At 62.7% G+C, this 17,554-nt stretch carries 13 protein-coding genes; 1 reads left to right on the plus strand and 12 read right to left on the minus strand.

Going from position 1 to position 17,554, the window contains the following annotated elements; all coding sequences use genetic code 11:
- From BLW21_RS02485 to BLW21_RS02545, 12 genes are all read right to left on the minus strand, one after another.
- On the minus strand, positions 1 to 295 hold a 295-nt coding region (locus BLW21_RS02485; protein ID WP_139255058.1), incomplete at its 3' end, for a transposase.
- Positions 296 to 304: 9 nt separating this feature from the next.
- Positions 305 to 757 carry an amidoligase family protein gene (locus tag BLW21_RS02490; protein ID WP_092737590.1) on the minus strand — a complete coding sequence of 151 codons (453 nt, stop codon included), beginning with the start codon at positions 755 to 757 and terminating at the stop codon, positions 305 to 307.
- 385 nt (positions 758 to 1,142) lie between these two features.
- Positions 1,143 to 1,973, minus strand: a complete 831-nt coding sequence (kduI, locus tag BLW21_RS02495) for a 5-dehydro-4-deoxy-D-glucuronate isomerase (RefSeq protein ID WP_092737592.1) — start codon at positions 1,971 to 1,973, stop codon at positions 1,143 to 1,145.
- A 110-nt stretch (positions 1,974 to 2,083) separates the two neighbouring features.
- Complete coding sequence (locus tag BLW21_RS02500; protein WP_092737594.1) at positions 2,084 to 3,334, minus strand: DUF4861 domain-containing protein; 1,251 nt, start codon at positions 3,332 to 3,334, stop codon at positions 2,084 to 2,086.
- A gap of 102 nt (positions 3,335 to 3,436) precedes the next feature.
- Complete coding sequence (locus BLW21_RS02505) at positions 3,437 to 4,750, minus strand: MFS transporter (RefSeq protein ID WP_092737596.1); 1,314 nt, start codon at positions 4,748 to 4,750, stop codon at positions 3,437 to 3,439.
- Between the two features lie 5 nt (positions 4,751 to 4,755).
- Entirely contained in the window at positions 4,756 to 5,430 is a 675-nt protein-coding gene (locus BLW21_RS02510) for a beta/alpha barrel domain-containing protein (RefSeq protein WP_245711784.1), read from the minus strand.
- A gap of 118 nt (positions 5,431 to 5,548) precedes the next feature.
- Positions 5,549 to 6,592: a sugar kinase gene (locus BLW21_RS02515; RefSeq protein WP_092737600.1), complete on the minus strand. Its 1,044-nt coding sequence runs from the start codon at positions 6,590 to 6,592 to the stop codon at positions 5,549 to 5,551.
- On the minus strand, positions 6,585 to 8,036 hold the full coding sequence (gene uxaC, locus BLW21_RS02520) for a glucuronate isomerase (protein WP_092737602.1): 1,452 nt from the start codon (positions 8,034 to 8,036) through the stop codon (positions 6,585 to 6,587). The genes BLW21_RS02515 and uxaC overlap by 8 nt, the downstream gene beginning before the upstream one ends.
- A gap of 101 nt (positions 8,037 to 8,137) precedes the next feature.
- Positions 8,138 to 9,397: a glycoside hydrolase family 88 protein gene (locus BLW21_RS02525; protein ID WP_217633831.1), complete on the minus strand. Its 1,260-nt coding sequence runs from the start codon at positions 9,395 to 9,397 to the stop codon at positions 8,138 to 8,140.
- A gap of 74 nt (positions 9,398 to 9,471) precedes the next feature.
- The gene (locus BLW21_RS02530; protein ID WP_092737605.1) at positions 9,472 to 10,671 is read right to left on the minus strand and encodes an alginate lyase family protein; all 1,200 of its coding nucleotides are present in this window, start codon (positions 10,669 to 10,671) and stop codon (positions 9,472 to 9,474) included.
- A gap of 450 nt (positions 10,672 to 11,121) precedes the next feature.
- Positions 11,122 to 13,593, minus strand: coding sequence for a glycoside hydrolase family 2 protein (locus BLW21_RS02540; protein ID WP_245711785.1), 2,472 nt, complete (start codon positions 13,591 to 13,593; stop codon positions 11,122 to 11,124).
- Between the two features lie 201 nt (positions 13,594 to 13,794).
- The gene (locus BLW21_RS02545) at positions 13,795 to 15,906 is read right to left on the minus strand and encodes an Ig-like domain-containing protein (RefSeq protein WP_092737611.1); all 2,112 of its coding nucleotides are present in this window, start codon (positions 15,904 to 15,906) and stop codon (positions 13,795 to 13,797) included.
- Positions 15,907 to 16,316: 410 nt separating this feature from the next.
- Between BLW21_RS02545 and uxuA the strand changes: the two genes are divergently transcribed.
- Positions 16,317 to 17,480 (plus strand): mannonate dehydratase, encoded by a 1,164-nt coding sequence (gene uxuA / locus BLW21_RS02550; protein WP_092737613.1) that lies wholly within the window; start codon positions 16,317 to 16,319, stop codon positions 17,478 to 17,480.
- The last annotated feature ends 74 nt before the right edge of the window (positions 17,481 to 17,554 follow it).

Raw genomic sequence — 17,554 nt, forward strand, 5'->3', positions numbered from 1 at the left:
CTTTGACCGTGGTCGAGTCGACCAGCACCCAAGCATAATCCGGCTCCTGCACCGCCTGGAACAGGCCCTCCCAGACCCCAGCCAGCGCCCAGCGGCGAAAGCGTCGGGCTACCGTGTTCCAAGGGCCAAACCGTTCGGGCAGGTCGCGCCAGGCGCAGCCCGTGCGCACCCGGTAGACCACGGCGTTGACAAAATGGCGGTTGTTGCGGCCTGTGCCGCCTGCCGTACCGGCCTGCCCAAGTGTGTGCGGCTGAATCAGTTCCCATTCACGCTCAGTAAGTTCGTGGCGTCGCATCCCGCAAATTTAAACATGACTGTCCACACACTCTAGGCCGTCGCAGCCCTGTAGTACCGGGCTTACCAGCTCGAAAGCGTCGGCGCCGCTTAGGCTGCCGTCGCTTACTATTTTCCAATGCGGGCGGGTGCTGTGGTTGTAGCCCTCGGCTTCGGCCTCCAGGCCCTGGGCCCGCAGCTCAGCAAGCAGCGTGGCGCGGGGTACGCCGTAGGCCTCTATTTCTACGCCGAAGGTGCGGGTGAAGCGGGCGGGCTGGAAAGCGGCCAGGGCCGGGGCGGCGGGCGAGGCCAGGGCCTGCGTAGCGCGGGCGGCCACCCAGGCGGCGTACACGTTCTGGGCGAAGCCGTAGCCTACGCCCATCAGGTTGGCTACTTCGCGGCGGCTCAGGCCCAGGGCGAAGAGCTGCTGCATTTTCCAGGTTTTGGTGGTTCCGGTAGTGGCGAGGATTTGGGCGGTCGTCATATTCGTAAGTCGTTGTTTGCGTTCCGTTTAGGTGATGCAAACAACGCATGCTCTCCGGCCCCTATCAAGTTAAAGTACTTGTTTTTGAGTGCGTTGGCTACAGATTCCATGCACGGTGCAAGCGGCCGACTAGCAGGGTGCAATGAACACGAAATAATCCCGGCTGGTAGGCCTTGTCCTTACCCAAATCTTTCGAAAGGCTAGGAGTTCACGAAACTCATCTGTTTGGCCAGTTTCCTAAACTTTGAATCGTAGACGAGTTTCTTAAACTCACCGAGCGCTGCAGCGCCCTGCCAGCAGCCAGCACCTGGTGCGGGGCAGTTGCTAGCAGTTTAAGAAAGGGAGCAATTGAATTGCAGGACAAGACAGTCCAATTACCGCTACTCTACCGCAAATCGGTCATAGCCACAGCGTCCATGTCGGTGTATTCGCGGTTTTCGCCGGCCATACCCCAGATAAAGGCGTAGCTACCGGTGCCGCAGCCGGTGTGGATGGACCAAGGCGGCGAGAGGATGGCCTGCTCGTTGCTCACCCACAGCGGGCGGGTTTCCTGGGGCTCCCCCATCAGGTGCAGCACGCGCTGGCCCTCGGCCAGGTTGAAATACAGGTAGGCTTCCATGCGCCGGTCGTGCACGTGGGCCGGCATCGTGTTCCAGACGTTGCCGGGCTTGAGCTGGGTGAGGCCCATCACGAGCTGGCAGCTCTGGATGCCCTCGGCGTAGATGTACTTGTTGATGGTGCGCTGGTTGGCAGCTTCCAAGGTGCCCATTTCCACGGGCGTAGCCTCGGCGCGGGTGAGGCGAGTAGTAGGGTACGCATGGTGGGCGGGAGCTGAAAGCAGATAATACTTGGCCGGCTTATTGGCGTCGTGACTTACGAACTCTACCTGCCGGCTACCCTGCCCGATATACAGGCAATCCTGGTGGTCAAGTTCGTAGGTTTCGCCGTCGACGGTTATCTGGCCCGGCTCGCCAACATTAAGCGCACCCAGTTCCCGGCGCTCCAGGAAATAGTCAACTTTAAGATTGGCGGGGCAGGGCAGCGCCAGCGGCGCGGTGCCCGGCTGCGCCCCGCCCACAATCATGCGGTCGTAGTGCGTATAGGTCAGCGTGATGTCGCCGGCCACGAACAGGCGCTCAATTAGGAAGTTCTCGCGCAGCTCGGTGGTAGACATCCCCGCCGCTTCGCGGGGGCTAATGGCATATAGTTGGGTCATGGTCGTTTTTAGGTGTTGGTTCTTCGTTATTCGTTTTCTGGCCCCTGAAGTTCGTTTTTCCTGAGTTTCTGCCCCGATAAACGAGCAACGGACACCCAAAAACGAACCCGCTATTTCACCTCTACCTCCAATGGGTAGGCCAAGCGTTGGGCGAAGTCGCGCAGGTAGTCGTCCCAGGCGGCGGGGGTAGCAAACTGGCCGCTTTTGGTCCAGCCGAAGCCCGCGTAGTACACTAGCCGGCCGTTGGCAGGCGTGGTCATCACCAGTAGGTGGCTCTGCTCCTTGGCCCGGGTGCGGTGGTCTTGCCAGCCCTGGATGGCAGCGGGCGCCAGCACAATGCCGGTGCCCAGCTGCGCATCATCCATCGGCTCCCAATAGCGAAACCAGCCCTGCTTAGGCTCGGCCTTCACTTCGCCGCGCACGCCTTTGGGCTCGGCGTGCAGGGTGGTGCCGATAGTGAGGTTGGGCAGCGGCTTGTCGGCACTAAGCTGCTCCTCGAAACGGGTGAGGTTGCTGCCCAGATCGAGGCTGATGATTTTCTTTTCCCGCACCGTGCGGCCGTTGGCCGACCAGGGCGCGTAGCTCAGCTCGAACAGCGTGCGGATAGGCCCGGTAGCCAGCCGCTTGTAGCTGATAAAGTTGCGCGAGACGTAGAGCGAGTCGTTTTCCCAGACGCCTGTGCCCGCAAAACCCCGGCTGACGCCCACGTGGTAGGGGTCGTGGCCCTCGCCCCGGTCAACGTGGTAGTAATTGCTGTTGGTGCGGTAGCCGCCGTACCACTTATCAATGACGGGGTACGAGACGCGCTTGAGCCAGCAGTCCATACCGCTGGTGAGGGTGCCGCCTTTCTCCTTGGCCACCACCATGCGCTCTGCCTCGGGGCCATAGGTGCGGAAGCTCACTAGGTCGTTTTCCCAGGCGTAGTCGTCGGTGCGCTCGGGCACGAAACGCGAGAAAGTGGTCAGCTCGCTTTTAGGCTGGCGGGCGGCCCCGTCGGGCTGGCCCATTACCGTGAAGGAGCGGGTGCCGCCGGCTTCGCTGGCTACTTGAAACAGCAGCTCGTCGGGGGTGCCATTGCCATCAGTATCCAGGGGCTGGCTCACTACGAACTGCCCGGTCTGTTCGTCACGCACCAGCAGGTTTTCCGCTCCGTACTGCGCCAGTAACGCCTGCAACCGGCCGGCGGCCGGAATGCTCACCGTTTCGGCCGGGCGGGCCTGGGCCAGGCGGTTGCGCACGGTTACTGTGAGCGAGTCGGCGGTCTTGGCGGCAGCAGTAGACTTAGCACCAGTACACGAAGCTAGGGCAGCAGCTCCCAGCAATGGCAGAAAAGTTAAGGTCAGGGAAGAAGGAGCACGCATTGTTGTCAGTAAAGTACGGGCGACTAAAAGGGGCAGTCATGCTGAGCGAAGGTGCAGCCGTAGCCGAAGCATGACCGCCCTTCTATCTGTTCTCCACACACCCTACGCCCGGGCGACCAGTTCGGCTTCGGTTACCGGCCTGAGCGTGGGCGAGATGAAGTGCATCACCGTCCAGGCCACCAGGTAGGCCAGGCCGCAAATCAGGAAAATAATATTGTAGCCAGAATTGATGTTACCGCTGTTTTTGGCCGAATCGAGCAGGTAGCCGATAAGAATGGGGAACAGGATACCCCCGACCGAGCCGGCCATGCTGCCCAGGCCGATAACCGAACTCAGGGTACGCTTGGGGAACATATCGGAAGCTACCGTAAAGATGTTGGCGCTCCAGGCCTGGTGGGCGGCGGCGGCGAGGCTGATGAGGGCCACGGCCGGCCAGATGCTGGTGGCGTAGCGGGCGGCCATAATCGGGAGTACCGCAACGGCAAACAGCAGCATGGCCCCCTTGCGGGCCTTGGCCACCGGCCAACCCTTCTTAATCAGCCACGACGACAGGTAACCGCCCCCGATGCTGCCCACGGTTGTCATCGAGTACACGACCACCAGCGGCAGGCTGGGCTTTTTCAGGTCGAGGTCGAAGGTAGTGGCGAAATACGAGGGCAGCCAGAACAGAAAGAACCACCAGATAGGGTCGGTGAGCAGCTTGCCCAGCAGGAATACCCAAGTCTGACGCAAACTCAGCAGGCGGCCCCAGCCTACGGCCGGGCCCTGGTCGCTGGCGGCCGGCGCCTCGGTTTCGTCGTCGGAGTTGATGTAGGCCAGCTCCTCGGCCGAAAGCTTGGGCTGGCGCGAGGGCAACTCGTAGCCGAACCACCAGAAAAACAGCCAGATAAACCCAATGGCGCCGGTCACGATAAAGGCCATTTCCCAGTTGTACACGCCCAAAATCCAGGGCACAAGCACGGGCGCCACCACGGCTCCGATATTGGCCCCGGAGTTGAAAATACCAGTGGCCAATGCTCGTTCTTTCTTGGGAAACCACTCAGCCACCGTTTTCACGGCCGCCGGAAAGTTGCCCGCCTCCCCTAGCCCCAGCGCGGCCCGCGCTATTCCGAACCCGATGGTGCTGGTGGCAAACGCGTGGGCAATAGCAGCCCCGCTCCAGGCAATAATCGAGAAGGCGTAGCCCTGCTTAGTGCCGATGCGGTCAATTAAACGGCCAAACACCAGCAGGCCTACGGCGTAGGCCGCCGAAAACGCCATAACGATATGACTGTAGTCGGTTTCGGTCCAGCTGAACTGCTCTTCGAGCGTGGGCTTGAGCAGACCGATTACCTGACGGTCGAGGTAGTTGATGCTGGTGGCGAAGAACAGCAGGGCCACCACAGTCCAACGGTAATTTCCGACGGGTTTTTGCATGGCCGTTAGCACTTTAAAGAGTAAATGAAAGAAGTCAATTCAGCTACCCGTGCCGTGAGGGCGGCCGGGTCGGCGCTTTCCTTGAAGAGCTGGGAGCCGATGCCCACGCAGCTCACCCCGCCCCCGAACCAGGCCGCTAAGCTTTCCAAGGTTGGCTCCACGCCGCCCGTCACCATAATTTTCACCTGGGGCATGGGCCCGTGGATGGATTTCACATAATCGGGCCCTACGAGGTTACCGGGGAAAATCTTGACTAGCCCCGCACCCAGGCGGGTAGCTTGGAAAATCTCGTTGGGCGTGAGCACGCCCGGCACCCAGGCTACGTTGTGGTGCCGGCATATGGCGGCCACATCGGCCGTCGTAATTGGCTGCACTACGAAATCGGCGCCGGCCGCAATGAAAGCTTCGGCCGTTTCGGCGTTACAGATAGTGCCGATACCCAGCAGCAACTCGGGGCACTCCTGCCATACAAACTCGCGCAGTTGCCGGAACACGGGCAGGGCGTTGTTACCGCGGTTGGTGAACTCGAACACCCGGATGCCGCCCGCGTAGCAGGCCTGCACCATTTGTTTGGCATGCTCGATATCAGCATGGTAAAACACCGGCACCAAGGGTGCTTGGAGCATCCGCGCCAGCGCATCAGCTGCGGCCACAGGCGGAAAATTTTCGGAGAGAGTCATTGTTTTTGAGCTGTTAGCTGCTAGCGGTCAGCCGTTAGCTTCGTTCTGGGGAAGAGGATATAGGACCTGACTTTCTGGTCTTTAGGCTTTATCCTGAAAAAAGCTATTGGCTAATAAATCATCGTAATAGCCGGCCGGTGATATTCCCGGCCAGGATGTGGCGGACTTCGGCGGGCGTTACCAGGTTGATGTCGCCGGGAATGGTGTGCTTGAGGGCCGAGGCGGCCGTAGCGAAAGCCAGCGAATCGGCGGCCGACTGGTTCTGGAGGCAGCCGTAGAGGAAGCCGGCCAGGAAGGCGTCGCCCCCCCCAATGCGGTCCACTACCGGCGTCAGGTCGTAGTAGGGCGTTTGCAGGTAGCCCTCGGCGGCGTCGAAAAGCATGCCTTTGATGCGCTCGTGGGAGGCACTCTGGGTTTTGCGCTTCGTGGCCAGCACCTGTTTCAGCTGGGGGAAGCGTTGCAGCAGTTGGGCGGCCACCGAGGCAAAGCCGTTATCGGCCCCGGCTTCGGCCTCGATGCCGAACAGGTCGGCCGCGTCGCCCTCCGAGCACACGATAACGTCGCAGCTGGCCACCAGCCCGGGCATTACGTCCTGGGCTTTGGCGCCGTACTGCCACAGGTTGCGGCGGTAGTTTACGTCGGCCGATACGGTGAGGCCCCGGGCCCGAGCGGCGGCAATGGCCTCGCGGGTGGCCTGGGCCGCGCCGGCTGAAATGGCGGGCGTAATACCCGTCCAGTGCAGCCATTGAGTATCTCTTAAAATTTCGTCCCAGGCAAACCACTCTGCCTGCAGGTGGGCGAAGGCCGAGTGGGCGCGGTCGTACACCACCTGGCTGGCCCGCAGCGAGGCCCCGGTTTCGAGGAAGTACAGCCCCAGCCGCTCCCCCCGGAACACGGTGCCGGCCAGCTCCACGCCAAACTGCCGGAAGTGACGGGCGGCGGCGTGGCCCAGTGGGTTATCGGGCAGGCAGGTAACGTGGGTGGCGCGCAGGCCCAGGCCCGCCAGGCCGGCGGCCACATTGGCCTCGCCCCCGCCGTAGGTGGCCTCCAGGCTACTGGCCTGGGCCAGGCGCTGGTGGCCGGGCGGCGAGAGGCGCAGCATGATTTCGCCGAATGTAACCAGGCCCCCAGGGCGGCCCGAAACCGGTAAGGTACTAGACATGGGTAGCGGTTGCGGGTGAAACAGGAGCCGTCGGAGCAGGAGTACCAAAACCGAAGTACTGGTGGGCGTTGTGGTAGCATACGTTCTGCACAAGCTGGCCCAAAGCGGGCAAATCGGCGGGCAGCTCGCCCCGGCGCACATCTTCGCCGAGCAGGTTGCACAGAATACGGCGGAAGTACTCGTGGCGCGGAAAAGAGAGGAAGCTGCGCGAATCGGTGAGCATGCCTACGAACCGGCTCAGCAGGCCCTGGCTCGAAAGGCTGTTGAGTTGCTGTTCGATACCCTGCTTCTGATCGAGAAACCACCAGCCCGAGCCGAACTGAATTTTGCCCGGCACCGAGCCGTCCTGGAAGTTGCCGGCCATCGTGGCCATCAGGTCGTTGTCGGCGGGGTTTAGGTTGTAGAGAATGGTTTTAGCCAGCTGGTCGGGCGCATCGAGGCGGTCGAGGTAGCGGGCGAGGGCCAGGCCCTGTCGGTAGTCACCAATCGAGTCGCCGCCGGCGTCGGGGCCCACGCGGCGTAGCAGCCGGGTGCTGTTGTTGCGCAAAGCACCCACATGGAACTGCTGAGTCCAGCCCTTCTCCCAGTTCAGGCGACCCAAAAACACCAGCAGGCCCGACTTGAATTGCCCGGTTTCGGCGAGGCTCAGGGCCGCGCCGCCACGCACCTTCGCGAAAGCCGCCGTTACCTGTTCGGGCGTGTAGTCGTCGGCGTAGAGGTGGCTCAGGCCGTGGTCGGAGAGCCGGCCACCCAGGTGGGCGAAGTAATCGTGACGGTTGCGCAGGGCCGCTTCCAGATCCTGATAGGTGCGGATATCGAGGCCGGCGGCTGCAGCCAACCGGTCGAGGTAGGCGTTATAGGTGGCGGGGTCTTCCACGGCCAGAGCCTTGTCGGGCCGGAAAGTGGGCAGCATCCGGGGGCCGGCGGGGTCAGCGGCGGCCAGCGCGCGGTGGTGCTCCAGCGAGTCGGCCGGGTCGTCGGTGGTGCACACCACTTCCACCTGCATCCGGCGCAGCAGCCCGCGGGCCGAGCATTCGGGGGCCTGGAGTTGCTCGTTGCAGGCCTCCCAGATGCGGCGGGCACTGCCGGGGGTTAGCAGCTCCGTGATTCCGAAGTAGCGCTGCAACTCCAGGTGGGTCCAGTGGTAGAGGGGGTTGCGCAGGGTGTAGGGCACGGTTTGGGCCCACTTCTCAAACTTCTCCCAGTCCGTGGCAGCGCCCGTGATGAAGTGCTCGGCCACACCGTTGGCCCGCAGCGCCCGCCACTTGTAATGGTCACCGGCCAGCCAGAGTTGGGTCAGGTTCTCGAACTGCCGGTTCTGGGCCAGCTGGTCGGGCGGCAGGTGGCAGTGATAGTCGATAATGGGCATGGCCGCCGCGTACTCGTGGTACAGCCGCCGGGCCGGCTCGGAATACAACAGAAAATCAGGGCCGAGGAAAGGCATTTTATTAGAGCTTAATACTTAGTTGATAGTGCTTAGGATGGTGGTTGAGCAGGATGAAATAAGAACGTTGTCATGCTGAGCATGTGCTTGTTTCAACGTTCCTACTTCCCTCCTGCCCCCACTCTGCCGGCCACTACCGTGCGGCCGGTGGCCAGGTGTTGCTGGCGCAGCAGGGCCTCCATGAAGTAGTAGTCGGCGTAGCTTAGGGGCACGTCGATTTCGCTGTTACCTGGTTTCGAGCCGGTGCTGTGCAGCAGCAGGAAGCCGCCGTTGGTGCCGGCCGGGGCGGTATAGTCGCGGGCCAGGCTGGCCAGGGTTTTGTCGGCCTGCTGGCGGTAGATGGCAGCCTGGGGGCTGTAGGTGCTCAACTCGTAGAGGGCCGAGGCAATGAGCGCCCCCGCCGAGGCGTCGCGGGGCTCATTGGGAATGGCGGGCGCGTCGAAATCCCAGTACGGCACCCCGTCAGCGGGCAGGTTGGGGTGGTTGAGCAGGTAGCCGGCTACGCGTTCGGCCTGGGCCAGGTATCTGGGGTCGCGGGTTTCGCGGTACATGAGCGTGTAGCCGTACAGCGCCCAGGCCTGCCCCCGCGCCCAGGCCGACTCGGGCGCGGCTCCCTGGTGGGTGGTGCGCGTAACTACGGCTCCGGTAGTGGGATTATAATCGACTACGTGGTAGGTGCTGAAATCGGGGCGGAAGTGGTTTTTGAGCGTGGTGTTGGCGTGTTGAACGGCGATTTTATAGAACGAGGAGTCGCCCGAGAGGCGGGTGGCAGCAAACAGCAGCTCCAGGTTCAGCATGTTGTCAATTATCACCGGAAAGCCCCACACGTCCTGGTGGTGGTCCCAGGAACGGATGGCCCCGACCACCGGATTGAAGCGGGTGCTGAGCGTGCGGGCCGAAGTCAGCAGCACCTCTTTATAAGCCGGGTCCTGGGTGTAGCGGTAGCCCGTACCGAAGCTGCAATACACCTTAAAACCCATGTCGTGGGTGGTGGCGTTGGTTTTCTCGGGCTCGATGAGGGCCGTGTACTGGCGGGCTGGCACCTGCCATTTATCGTGTCCGGTGGCCTCGGCCAGCAGCCACAAATAGCCGGGCCAGAAGCCGCTGGTCCAGTCGCGGGAGGCCACCAGTACTAGGTTGCCCTGGCCGTCCACGGTGCGCGGCGACACCAGCGGGGCTTTGCCCGCCGCCACGGGCTTGCGGGCCTGGGCCACCGGAATTTCGCGTAGCAGCAGCGCCGCCTGCGTTTCGGCCAGCTTTAAGGTCGCACGCATGACGGAAGAAGCGGCCGGCTTGGTGGTCTGGCAGCCGGCCAGCAGCGTCAAACCAATCAGCGGACAGAGAAAAGGGCGGAAAGTCATGGGCTTAATCGGCTACTGTTTTTCAATCAGATGCGGCATAGCCGGCGGATAGCTTAAGGTGGTAATGGTGGCGGCTACAGCCAGATAAGTGGGTGCCGCACGGGCAGGTTGCGTAGCACTTCGGGCACCTGAGGGTCGTGGTCGAGGCGCTGCCAGGTGGTTAGCCACTGGCGGTTATCGAAGCGCACGGCCACCAGCACCAGGCTGGGGTGGGCCACCGGCCAGTCGTTCCAGTACATCACATCGTGGGCAAAGGGCCAGGCGGCTTTGTTTTCGATGTAGGGGTACAGGAACTCGATGCCGCGCCGGATACCGCGGCCGTCGGGCGTCTGGTAGGTCCAGAGGTCGTCGGTGGGGGTGCTGAGCACGGCGCAGATTGTGGCTATGGCGTCGAGGTTGAACAGGGAGTAGCCGTAGGGCTTGGTGCGGCGGGTTTCAAGCGGAAAGCTACCGTCGAGGGACATCTGGGTGGGCAGCAGCACGGTTTTGTAGCGCGTGCGGCAGAAGTCAAGTAGTTCGGCGTTGCCGGTGAGGCGGGCGAAGGCGGCCACCTGCACGGTCCAGCAGGTGCCATGGTTGTTGGCCTCGTTCATCTCGGCAAGGCCGTAGGGGTGAGTGGTAAGCCAGGTGAGGTAGCTGCTGAACCACTCCTTGATGCCCGCCAGCTCGGGCCCGCTCCGGAAGGCCGGCGACGAGGCTTCGAACATCCGCACGCCCTGGGCCACTTCCAGCAGTTGAATGGTGTCGATAACGCCGATACCGCGGCCCGTAAACCGGCCCGAAATGGCTTGTGAGTACAACAGCGAGGGATTCATGAGCGTGGCCGGGTCGAGAAACCAGGCCCGTAGGTGCCGTAGCGCGTGGCGGGCGTACCGCTCGTCGTGAGTAAGCTGGTAGGCCGAGGCCAGGGCCCCGACAATGCGGCTGAACCGAATCATGGCCCGGCGGTGGGCCACAAAGTTGGCGGGGTTGGTCTGGCCGTCGCGCTGCACGTAGGGGCCGCCGGGGTTGGCCGGATCAGGCCACCAGTAGTCGCCCTCCGAAAAGAAATCGTGGGGGCCGCCGGCACTCCGGGTCGCCACGCTGTCGGTTACCGTGCGCGGCTGCTCCAGCAGGGCCTGGGCCGCCTCGGCCAGCACCTTGGCCCGCAACGTGCGGGTCGCCAGTTGCTTCAGCGACTCCGATTGGTTGGCGCTGATCGGAATCTTGCTTGCGCAACCAGTGGCGAACACGCCATTCAGCAGACAGCAAAACAGGGTCAGCGTTTTCAACATGGGGGCTTGCTAATGGTGGGCGCAGGGTGCTTGGTGGTGTACTTCGTGATTTTGGCAGGCCTCGTCGCATCGGCCTGGCCCGCGCCTTGCGCTAAACGCTGCAGGCTGTTCACCACGCCCGAATGCCGGAACGCCGTTGCCGGAGGGGAGGGATTTAGTAGAAGCATTGGCGCAGTACTCTGCTGGCACTCCGCATTTGTTGGCAGCACGCTGGCCGCGAGGCCCGTGCGCAACAGCGCGGGCAGGAAGGCAAACAGAGACATAGCACGGGTGGGAAAAGCGAACAAAAAGGGCCGACAAGACAGCCAGTGCAACCGGATTAAGGCTCCGGCCACGCTTAAATGTAGGTCTCCTCGCCCCCGATACCCTGCAAACGGCCGGGTTTATTTACGGAATCGTTTGCAGGGTTTGGCCTTGCGCAACCCACATGTGCCTCCCCGCCCCAGCCTCCTACAACGCCAGCACTGCCGCGGGCAAACCGGGCGACTGCACGGCCACAGTGGTTTGGCCGGGCGTGGCGGTGAGGCGGATGATGGCCCGGCCGTTGTAAGCCTGCACCCTGCTCGAGCCGCTGCTGGTACCCAAATCGTCGTGCAGGCGGCCTTCGCCGGCCAGCGAGAAGCGCAGCCAGTTGGCGGCGTCGAGGCAGGGTACGCCCTGGGCGTCGCAGAGCTGAGCCTCCACGGTTACTAGGCCGTTGGCGTCGGCAGTTTTGGTGAGTGTGAGGCGGGCCGGGGTAGCCCACTTTTCGGTCTGGTAGCGGAAGCTGATTTGGTCCTCGACGCGCTGCTTGCCCTGGTAGGCAACGGCCCGTACCTGGTTGGTACCGGCCACCAGCGGCACCTGCCAGCTCAGGCCGGCGGCCGGGAAGTTCTGGCTGTCGCGGGTTTTAAAACCGTAGCTTTTGCCGTTTACAAACAGCTCGGCCCGCTCGCAGTTCGAGTACACTTTCACCATCTTCAGCTCGCCCGGCTCCCCCCAGCGCACCGGCCACGAGTGCCCGTAAATGTGGGCCATCGGCTTATCTGTCCAGTATGACTGGAACACGTAGTACGATTCCTTGGGCGTAAGGTCGCGCTCCACTACGCCCTTCTGGTTCATGTAGGGCACGGGGTTGTCGGGCCGCACGGGGGTCGAGAAATCCTTGAACGGCCAGTAGGCGGTGCCGCTGAGCCAGGGCATAGTTTCCTGCTCCTTGAGGTGCCAGTCGATGAGGTTACAGATGTAGCTCTCGCTCCAGTCGCCATCCTTGGAAACCCGGGCGCTGCCGCCGAACAGCGAGGCGTCGCCGGCCCGCTCGTCGGCACCCTGGCCGGTTTTTATCTTGGCCAGCGCGTTGTCGGGGGTTTCGGAGTGGCGGCCGGCATGGCTGTCGCCGCCCCATTCTACGTGCAGAAAGCGCTTCACCTGCTTGAATTCTTCCGCCGATACTTTTTTGTAATCGGTGTAGATACCGCGGTACCAGCCGGCCCAGATGGAGGGCGAGTACACGTCGGGAATGTCTTTGGCGAAGTCGCAGCGGCGGATGGCGGTGTAGCGGCTGGGGTCGAGCTGATGGGCCAAGTCGTTGAGCTCCTTCATGTAGGTGCGAATCTTCTCCTTGTCGAACTCGGGGAAGTCGTTGGGCCAGTCGTTTTCGTTGCCCAGCCCCCAGATGATGATGGACGGGTGGTTGTAGTGCTGCTGCACCATGTTGGTCATCATGCGGCGGCCCTGCTCCTGGTACACCGTCCCGCCCAGCCCGCCCCGGCACCACGGCACTTCCTCCCACACCACAATACCCAGCGAGTCGCACAAATTCAGCACAATGCGCGACTGCTGGTAGTGGCCCAGCCGGATAAAGTTGACGCCCATTTGCTTCATCAGCAACATTTCCTGCCGGATCTGCGGCTCGGTCATGGCGGCGGCCACTCCGGCGTGGTCTTCGTGGCGGTGGGTGCCGCGCAGCAGCAACCGCTGCCCGTTGAGCTTAAATGGCCTCTTCTCCACGAACTCAATGTGCCGGAAGCCCACGCTAGTCGTAAGCCGCCAGGCCCGGGGGCCCTCCCCCACCGTTACCTCCACGGCGTACTGGCGCGGGTTCTCGGGCGACCACAGCAGGGGCTTTTTCAGCTTGAAATCGGTTACCGCCACCTCGCCGGCCGCCACCCGCACCGCGCCCCGGTACTGGCCCACGACTTTGCCGCGCGGGTCGAGTAGGCGCACGACCACCGGCGCATTGGTGCCCGTGGCCACGGTGGCCGGAAAGGCTATTTTCAAACCTAAGGTGCCGGTTTGGCCGGCGGCATCTACGGCCGCATGAGCCATAAGGCGCTCGGCGTACAGGGCCGGCACGTAGGTCAAATTCAAGTAACGATAGAGCCCCCCGTAGAGGTTGAAATCCGACAGGTCGGAGGGCATCATCTCTAGGTCGCGCGAATTGTCGCAACGGATGCTGATGGGCACCTTGCCCTTAAACTGCTTCTGGTAGGCCTCCATCTTTTGGAAGTCGGCCACAGCTTGGGTGATGTCTACCGTCCACTCGTCGTAGCCGCCCACGTGCGAGCCCACTTTGGTGGTATGAATGTAAACCTCCGTTTTCTGGCCCGCGCCCTCGAAGTGCAGCAGCGTCCGGCCGTTGGCGTAGGGGTTTTGCACGGCCAACTGGGTGCGGTACCAGCCAGGGCCCTGGTAATAGTTTATGTCGGGGGCCACGGCATCAACGGCGTTGAAGCAGTGGGGCAGCGTTACGGGCGTCCAGAGCGGTACGGTTTCGGGCGAGCCGGGCGCAGCGGGCCGCACGGCTTCCCAAATGCCGCCCAAGTCCTGTTTCACGTATTCCCAGCCGGCCGTGAGGCGGATGCTTTGCTGGGCCTGGGCAGGCTGATGGCGGGTGGCAAACAAAAGCAGCAGCAAAAACCGCAGGAAATGAGTGCCTTTCAATGGGTGGGGAACTGGGGAAGTGCGTTTACGAATCATTAGCAAAAACAGGGTCGGCGCGGGCTATACCCGGCGCCGACGGCGGATGGACGGAGGAGTTACAGGAATGAAACCGGGCCATTACCCGGGCTGGTTTTCAGCAAAAACGCTCCACTCCGTTTGCGGGGCGGGGCGCTTTTGCTACCGGCGTTGTCGGGCGGCGGGTTACTGGCGGCTGAAGCGTATCGTTTGCCGGTGCGAACCGTCGCTTACGGTCATCAGATAAGTGCCCGCCGGCAGCGCAGTTACGTTCACGCTGGCCGCGGGCTGGCCGGCCCCCAGGCGCTGGCGCAGCACTGTCCGGCCCAGCAGGTCGGTAACGGTCAGGTCTGCCGTGCTGGCTCCCGCTCCCACCACCGTCAGTAGCCCGTCGGTGCTGGGGTTCGGAAACACGCGCAACGTTGCGGCCGGGCTGGTGGCTGGGGCGGTTGCCAGCCCGGTGGCCGGGCGTGCAGCGGAGCAGATAGGGCGGGTGGCCGAATTACTGAAGTAGAGCGTGAAGCCCCCGGCTTTCGATACCATCACGAAGTTGCTGCCGTCGTTGGTCACCCAATAGGCCCCGTCGAGGCCCGCCAGGCCGGTGTTCGTAAGGGTTACTTCCGGGCGGGCGTTCTTCAGCTGAAACGCCATAGTTTTGCTGAAATCCACGTAGTAAGCGGGCACGCCGTTGGTCGTGTTAAAGGCAAACTTGTAGAGCGCGTTGGCCGAAGGCACCCAGTAGAGACTGAATTTCTTGAAGTTGCTCAGGGCGGGCCCACCGCTGCCCAGCACGTGCACGTTGGTAAAGCTCACGTTGTTGAATTCGGGTAATCCGGCGGCCGAAGGCGTACCGAACGAGCAGCTGCCGGCCCCGCCACCCGCAGGAGCCTTTTTGATAATCACCGTCCGGGAAACCTCCGTAGCCAGGGCCTGGGAGCCGGCCTCAATGGCCCGGGCGGCCACGGTGTAGGTACCGGCCGCCGTGGGCGTCCACGTCACGCTGTACGGGGAGGAAGCATCCTGCTGGTAAAAGGCTCCATTAATTTTGAAGTTCACCTGCTGAATCGAGCCGTCGGGGTCGGAAGCCGTAGCGGCCAGCGTGATGGTGGTGCCCAGCACGTACTCCTGGTTGTTGCTGGCCGGCGAGGTGAGCGAAACCGTGGGCGGCTGGTTGGCCGGCGGCGTAGTGCTGCCGCCGCAGGGCATGATGTTCCAGCCCGGGCACGATTTGGTGATGATGCTTTCTGTGCCGTCGCTGAGCGGGAAATCGGGGGTGTTGGGCACCCGCGTGTTGTTCCAGACGTGGATATTGCGCGGGCTGCCTTGCTTTTTGCGCACCGTCGGAATCTGCCCGCCGGCGGTTTGCAGGTTGAAGGTGTTGCCAAAAATGGCCAGGCTGTCGGCCGTGCGGCTGGCTATGCCCCGGTCCAGAATATCAATGCCCGAGGCTAGTACCGTAGAGCCCGCCCGGTTGAAAGTGTTGCCGTACACGAAGGCGTAGGAGCCCTTCAGGTCGATGAAAGCGTCGGCGCTGTTCTCCCCGCTGATGCCCGCGGCCGAAAACGTGTTGTTGCGGATAACGGTCCCGCGGGTGCCTTCCTTCAGGTCCAGGCCTTCGGCGGCCACGTTGGGGCCAATGGTGCAGTTCTGTACCGTGTTGAAGTCGCAGTGCGGGCGGTATTTGGCGTGCTGGCCCACATCGGAGCCAATGTAGATGCCTTCGCCGTAGCCGGGCTGCACGAGGCCGGTGTTGTAAATCTGGCAGCCATCCACCACGTTGCGGCCCGAGCCGTCGCGCAGGTGCAGGGCTTCATCGGCCACGTCGTGCACTGCCACGTTGGTAATCTGGCCGTAGCTGGAGTTGTCGAACACCAGCCCCTTAGAACCCTGGCGCAACTCTAAATCTTTTATTTTCCAGTAGTTGCCCCCCATAATCCGCAGCACGTAGCCCGCTGTGTTGGGCCCCGCGCCTTCCAGAATGGGCCGGTTGCTGGCGCTGGCCCCGCGCAAAATAATGGGCTGGGTGGCCGTACCACTGGCTTTCGAGGAAAACCAGGCTAGGTCTTTCACGGCCAGACTTTTGTACGTGCCGGCTGAAATCACGATTTCGTCGCCGGGCTGGGCCGTGGCCAGGGCATTCTGGATTTCGGCTACCGTACCGCAGATTTTAACGGCGGTTGCCCGGTTGGCCGTGGTCGGAGCCGAGGCAGGGCCGGTGGGTTGCGCCTGCGCGCTCAGGGCGGTGGGCGCAAGGCCAAGCAGTAGCGCGCAGAGGCGCGGCAGGAAGAGATGTTGCATAACGATTGTGGGAATTGGTGGAAGGAGAAGCAGCGCGGCAGCCAGCGAAGCGTTGGCCCGGCTAGTCGCTCCCGTTAGTGGGGCCCAACAACCGTAGGCAAAAGAGCTTTTCACTGGTTATCAGATAATTATTATTGTATAGTAGATACATAAGTACAGGAAATACTTAGGGTCTGACCTACTTTCACCAGCATTTATCTACGGAATCGTTTTCGTTCTCCCGGCCCCGTTCCGGCTTTGGTCCGCCCCGGAAACGATTCCGTAGATAAACAGGCTATCTACTGGTGCAGACCCGCGCGATAATCCGGTATTTGGTGCAACTAGCGGGCGGCGCGCCCTACCAAGTGCGCATCTTGTGCGCACTTGGTAGGGCGCGCCGCCCGTTTTTTTCCGCCTCCTTATTTTCTGCAATGCCCCTTATTCAAAGCTGGCGCTGGTATGGCCCCGCCGACCCCGTTTCACTCGCCGACATTCGCCAGGCCGGGGCTACCGATGTGGTATCTGCCCTGCACCACATTCCCAACGGCGAGGTGTGGCCGGTAGCCGAAATTGAACGGCGGCAGGCCGAAGTAGCCGCCGCCGGCCTGTGCTGGAGCGTAGTGGAAAGCGTGCCCGTGCACGAGCACATTAAAACCCGCACCGGCGACTTTGCCCTTTACATCGCCAATTACCAGCAGAGCCTGCGCAACCTAGCCGCCTGCGGCATCGGCACCGTCACCTACAACTTCATGCCGGTGCTCGACTGGACCCGAACCGACCTGGCCTATGAACTGGCCGACGGCTCGCGGGCCCTGCGCTTCGAGCGGTTGGCCTTCGTGGCCTTCGATGCGCTACTGCTGCAGCGGCCCGGTGCCCGCACCGAGTATTCGGAACAGGAGCTGGCGGCTGCCGCCGCGCACCTAGCGGGCCTGAGCGCCGAGCAGCAGCTGCAGTTGCAGCGCAACATCATTGCCGGCCTGCCCGGCAGCGAGGAAAGCTTCACGCTCCAGCAGTTTCAGCAGGCCCTCGATGCCTACGCCGGCCTCGACGCGGCCCGGCTGCGGGAACATTTGGTGCTGTTTCTGCGCGACATCGTGCCGGTGGCCGAAGAGGTGGGCATCAACTTGGCCATTCATCCCGACGACCCGCCCTACCCCATCCTGGGCTTGCCCCGGGTGGTGAGCACGGCCGCCGACGTACAGGCTTTATTTGAAGCCGTGCCCTCGCCCAGCAACGGGCTGTGCTTCTGCACCGGTTCGTTCGGCGTGCGGCCCGACAACGACCTACCCGGCATGGTGCGCCAGTTCGCCGACCGCATCCACTTCCTGCACCTGCGCAGCACCCAGCGCGACGCGGCCGGCAACTTCTACGAGGCCAACCACCTCGAAGGCGATGTGGACATGTACGCCGTGCTGCGCGAAGTAGTGCTGGTGATGCGGCAGCGGCAAATCAGCCTGCCCATGCGCCCCGACCACGGCCACCAGATGCTCGACGACCTGCACAAGCGCACCAATCCCGGCTACTCCGCCATCGGCCGCCTGCGCGGCCTAGCCGAGCTACGCGGACTGGAATTAGGCATAGCGCGCGGTTTGTAACCCGTAAATAACTATCCAAAGGCACGAAGCCCACGAGCCCGTAGCGCGACAGACGTGCGCTACGGGCTCATGGG

This window comes from Hymenobacter psychrophilus, from assembly GCF_900107135.1.
GTDB lineage: Bacteria > Bacteroidota > Bacteroidia > Cytophagales > Hymenobacteraceae > Hymenobacter > Hymenobacter psychrophilus.

What these genes read in the sequence shown, in the direction of transcription:
- BLW21_RS02490 (WP_092737590.1), bottom strand. Translation starts at nt 757, where the DNA reads ATGACGACCGCCCAAATCCTCGCCACTACCGGAACCACCAAAACCTGG.
- kduI (WP_092737592.1), bottom strand. Translation starts at nt 1,973, where the DNA reads ATGACCCAACTATATGCCATTAGCCCCCGCGAAGCGGCGGGGATGTCT.
- BLW21_RS02500 (WP_092737594.1), bottom strand. Translation starts at nt 3,334, where the DNA reads ATGCGTGCTCCTTCTTCCCTGACCTTAACTTTTCTGCCATTGCTGGGA.
- BLW21_RS02505 (WP_092737596.1), bottom strand. Translation starts at nt 4,750, where the DNA reads ATGCAAAAACCCGTCGGAAATTACCGTTGGACTGTGGTGGCCCTGCTG.
- BLW21_RS02510 (WP_245711784.1), bottom strand. Translation starts at nt 5,430, where the DNA reads ATGACTCTCTCCGAAAATTTTCCGCCTGTGGCCGCAGCTGATGCGCTG.
- BLW21_RS02515 (WP_092737600.1), bottom strand. Translation starts at nt 6,592, where the DNA reads ATGTCTAGTACCTTACCGGTTTCGGGCCGCCCTGGGGGCCTGGTTACA.
- uxaC (WP_092737602.1), bottom strand. Translation starts at nt 8,036, where the DNA reads ATGCCTTTCCTCGGCCCTGATTTTCTGTTGTATTCCGAGCCGGCCCGG.
- BLW21_RS02525 (WP_217633831.1), bottom strand. Translation starts at nt 9,397, where the DNA reads ATGACTTTCCGCCCTTTTCTCTGTCCGCTGATTGGTTTGACGCTGCTG.
- BLW21_RS02530 (WP_092737605.1), bottom strand. Translation starts at nt 10,671, where the DNA reads ATGTTGAAAACGCTGACCCTGTTTTGCTGTCTGCTGAATGGCGTGTTC.
- BLW21_RS02545 (WP_092737611.1), bottom strand. Translation starts at nt 15,906, where the DNA reads ATGCAACATCTCTTCCTGCCGCGCCTCTGCGCGCTACTGCTTGGCCTT.
- uxuA (WP_092737613.1), top strand. Translation starts at nt 16,317, where the DNA reads ATGCCCCTTATTCAAAGCTGGCGCTGGTATGGCCCCGCCGACCCCGTT.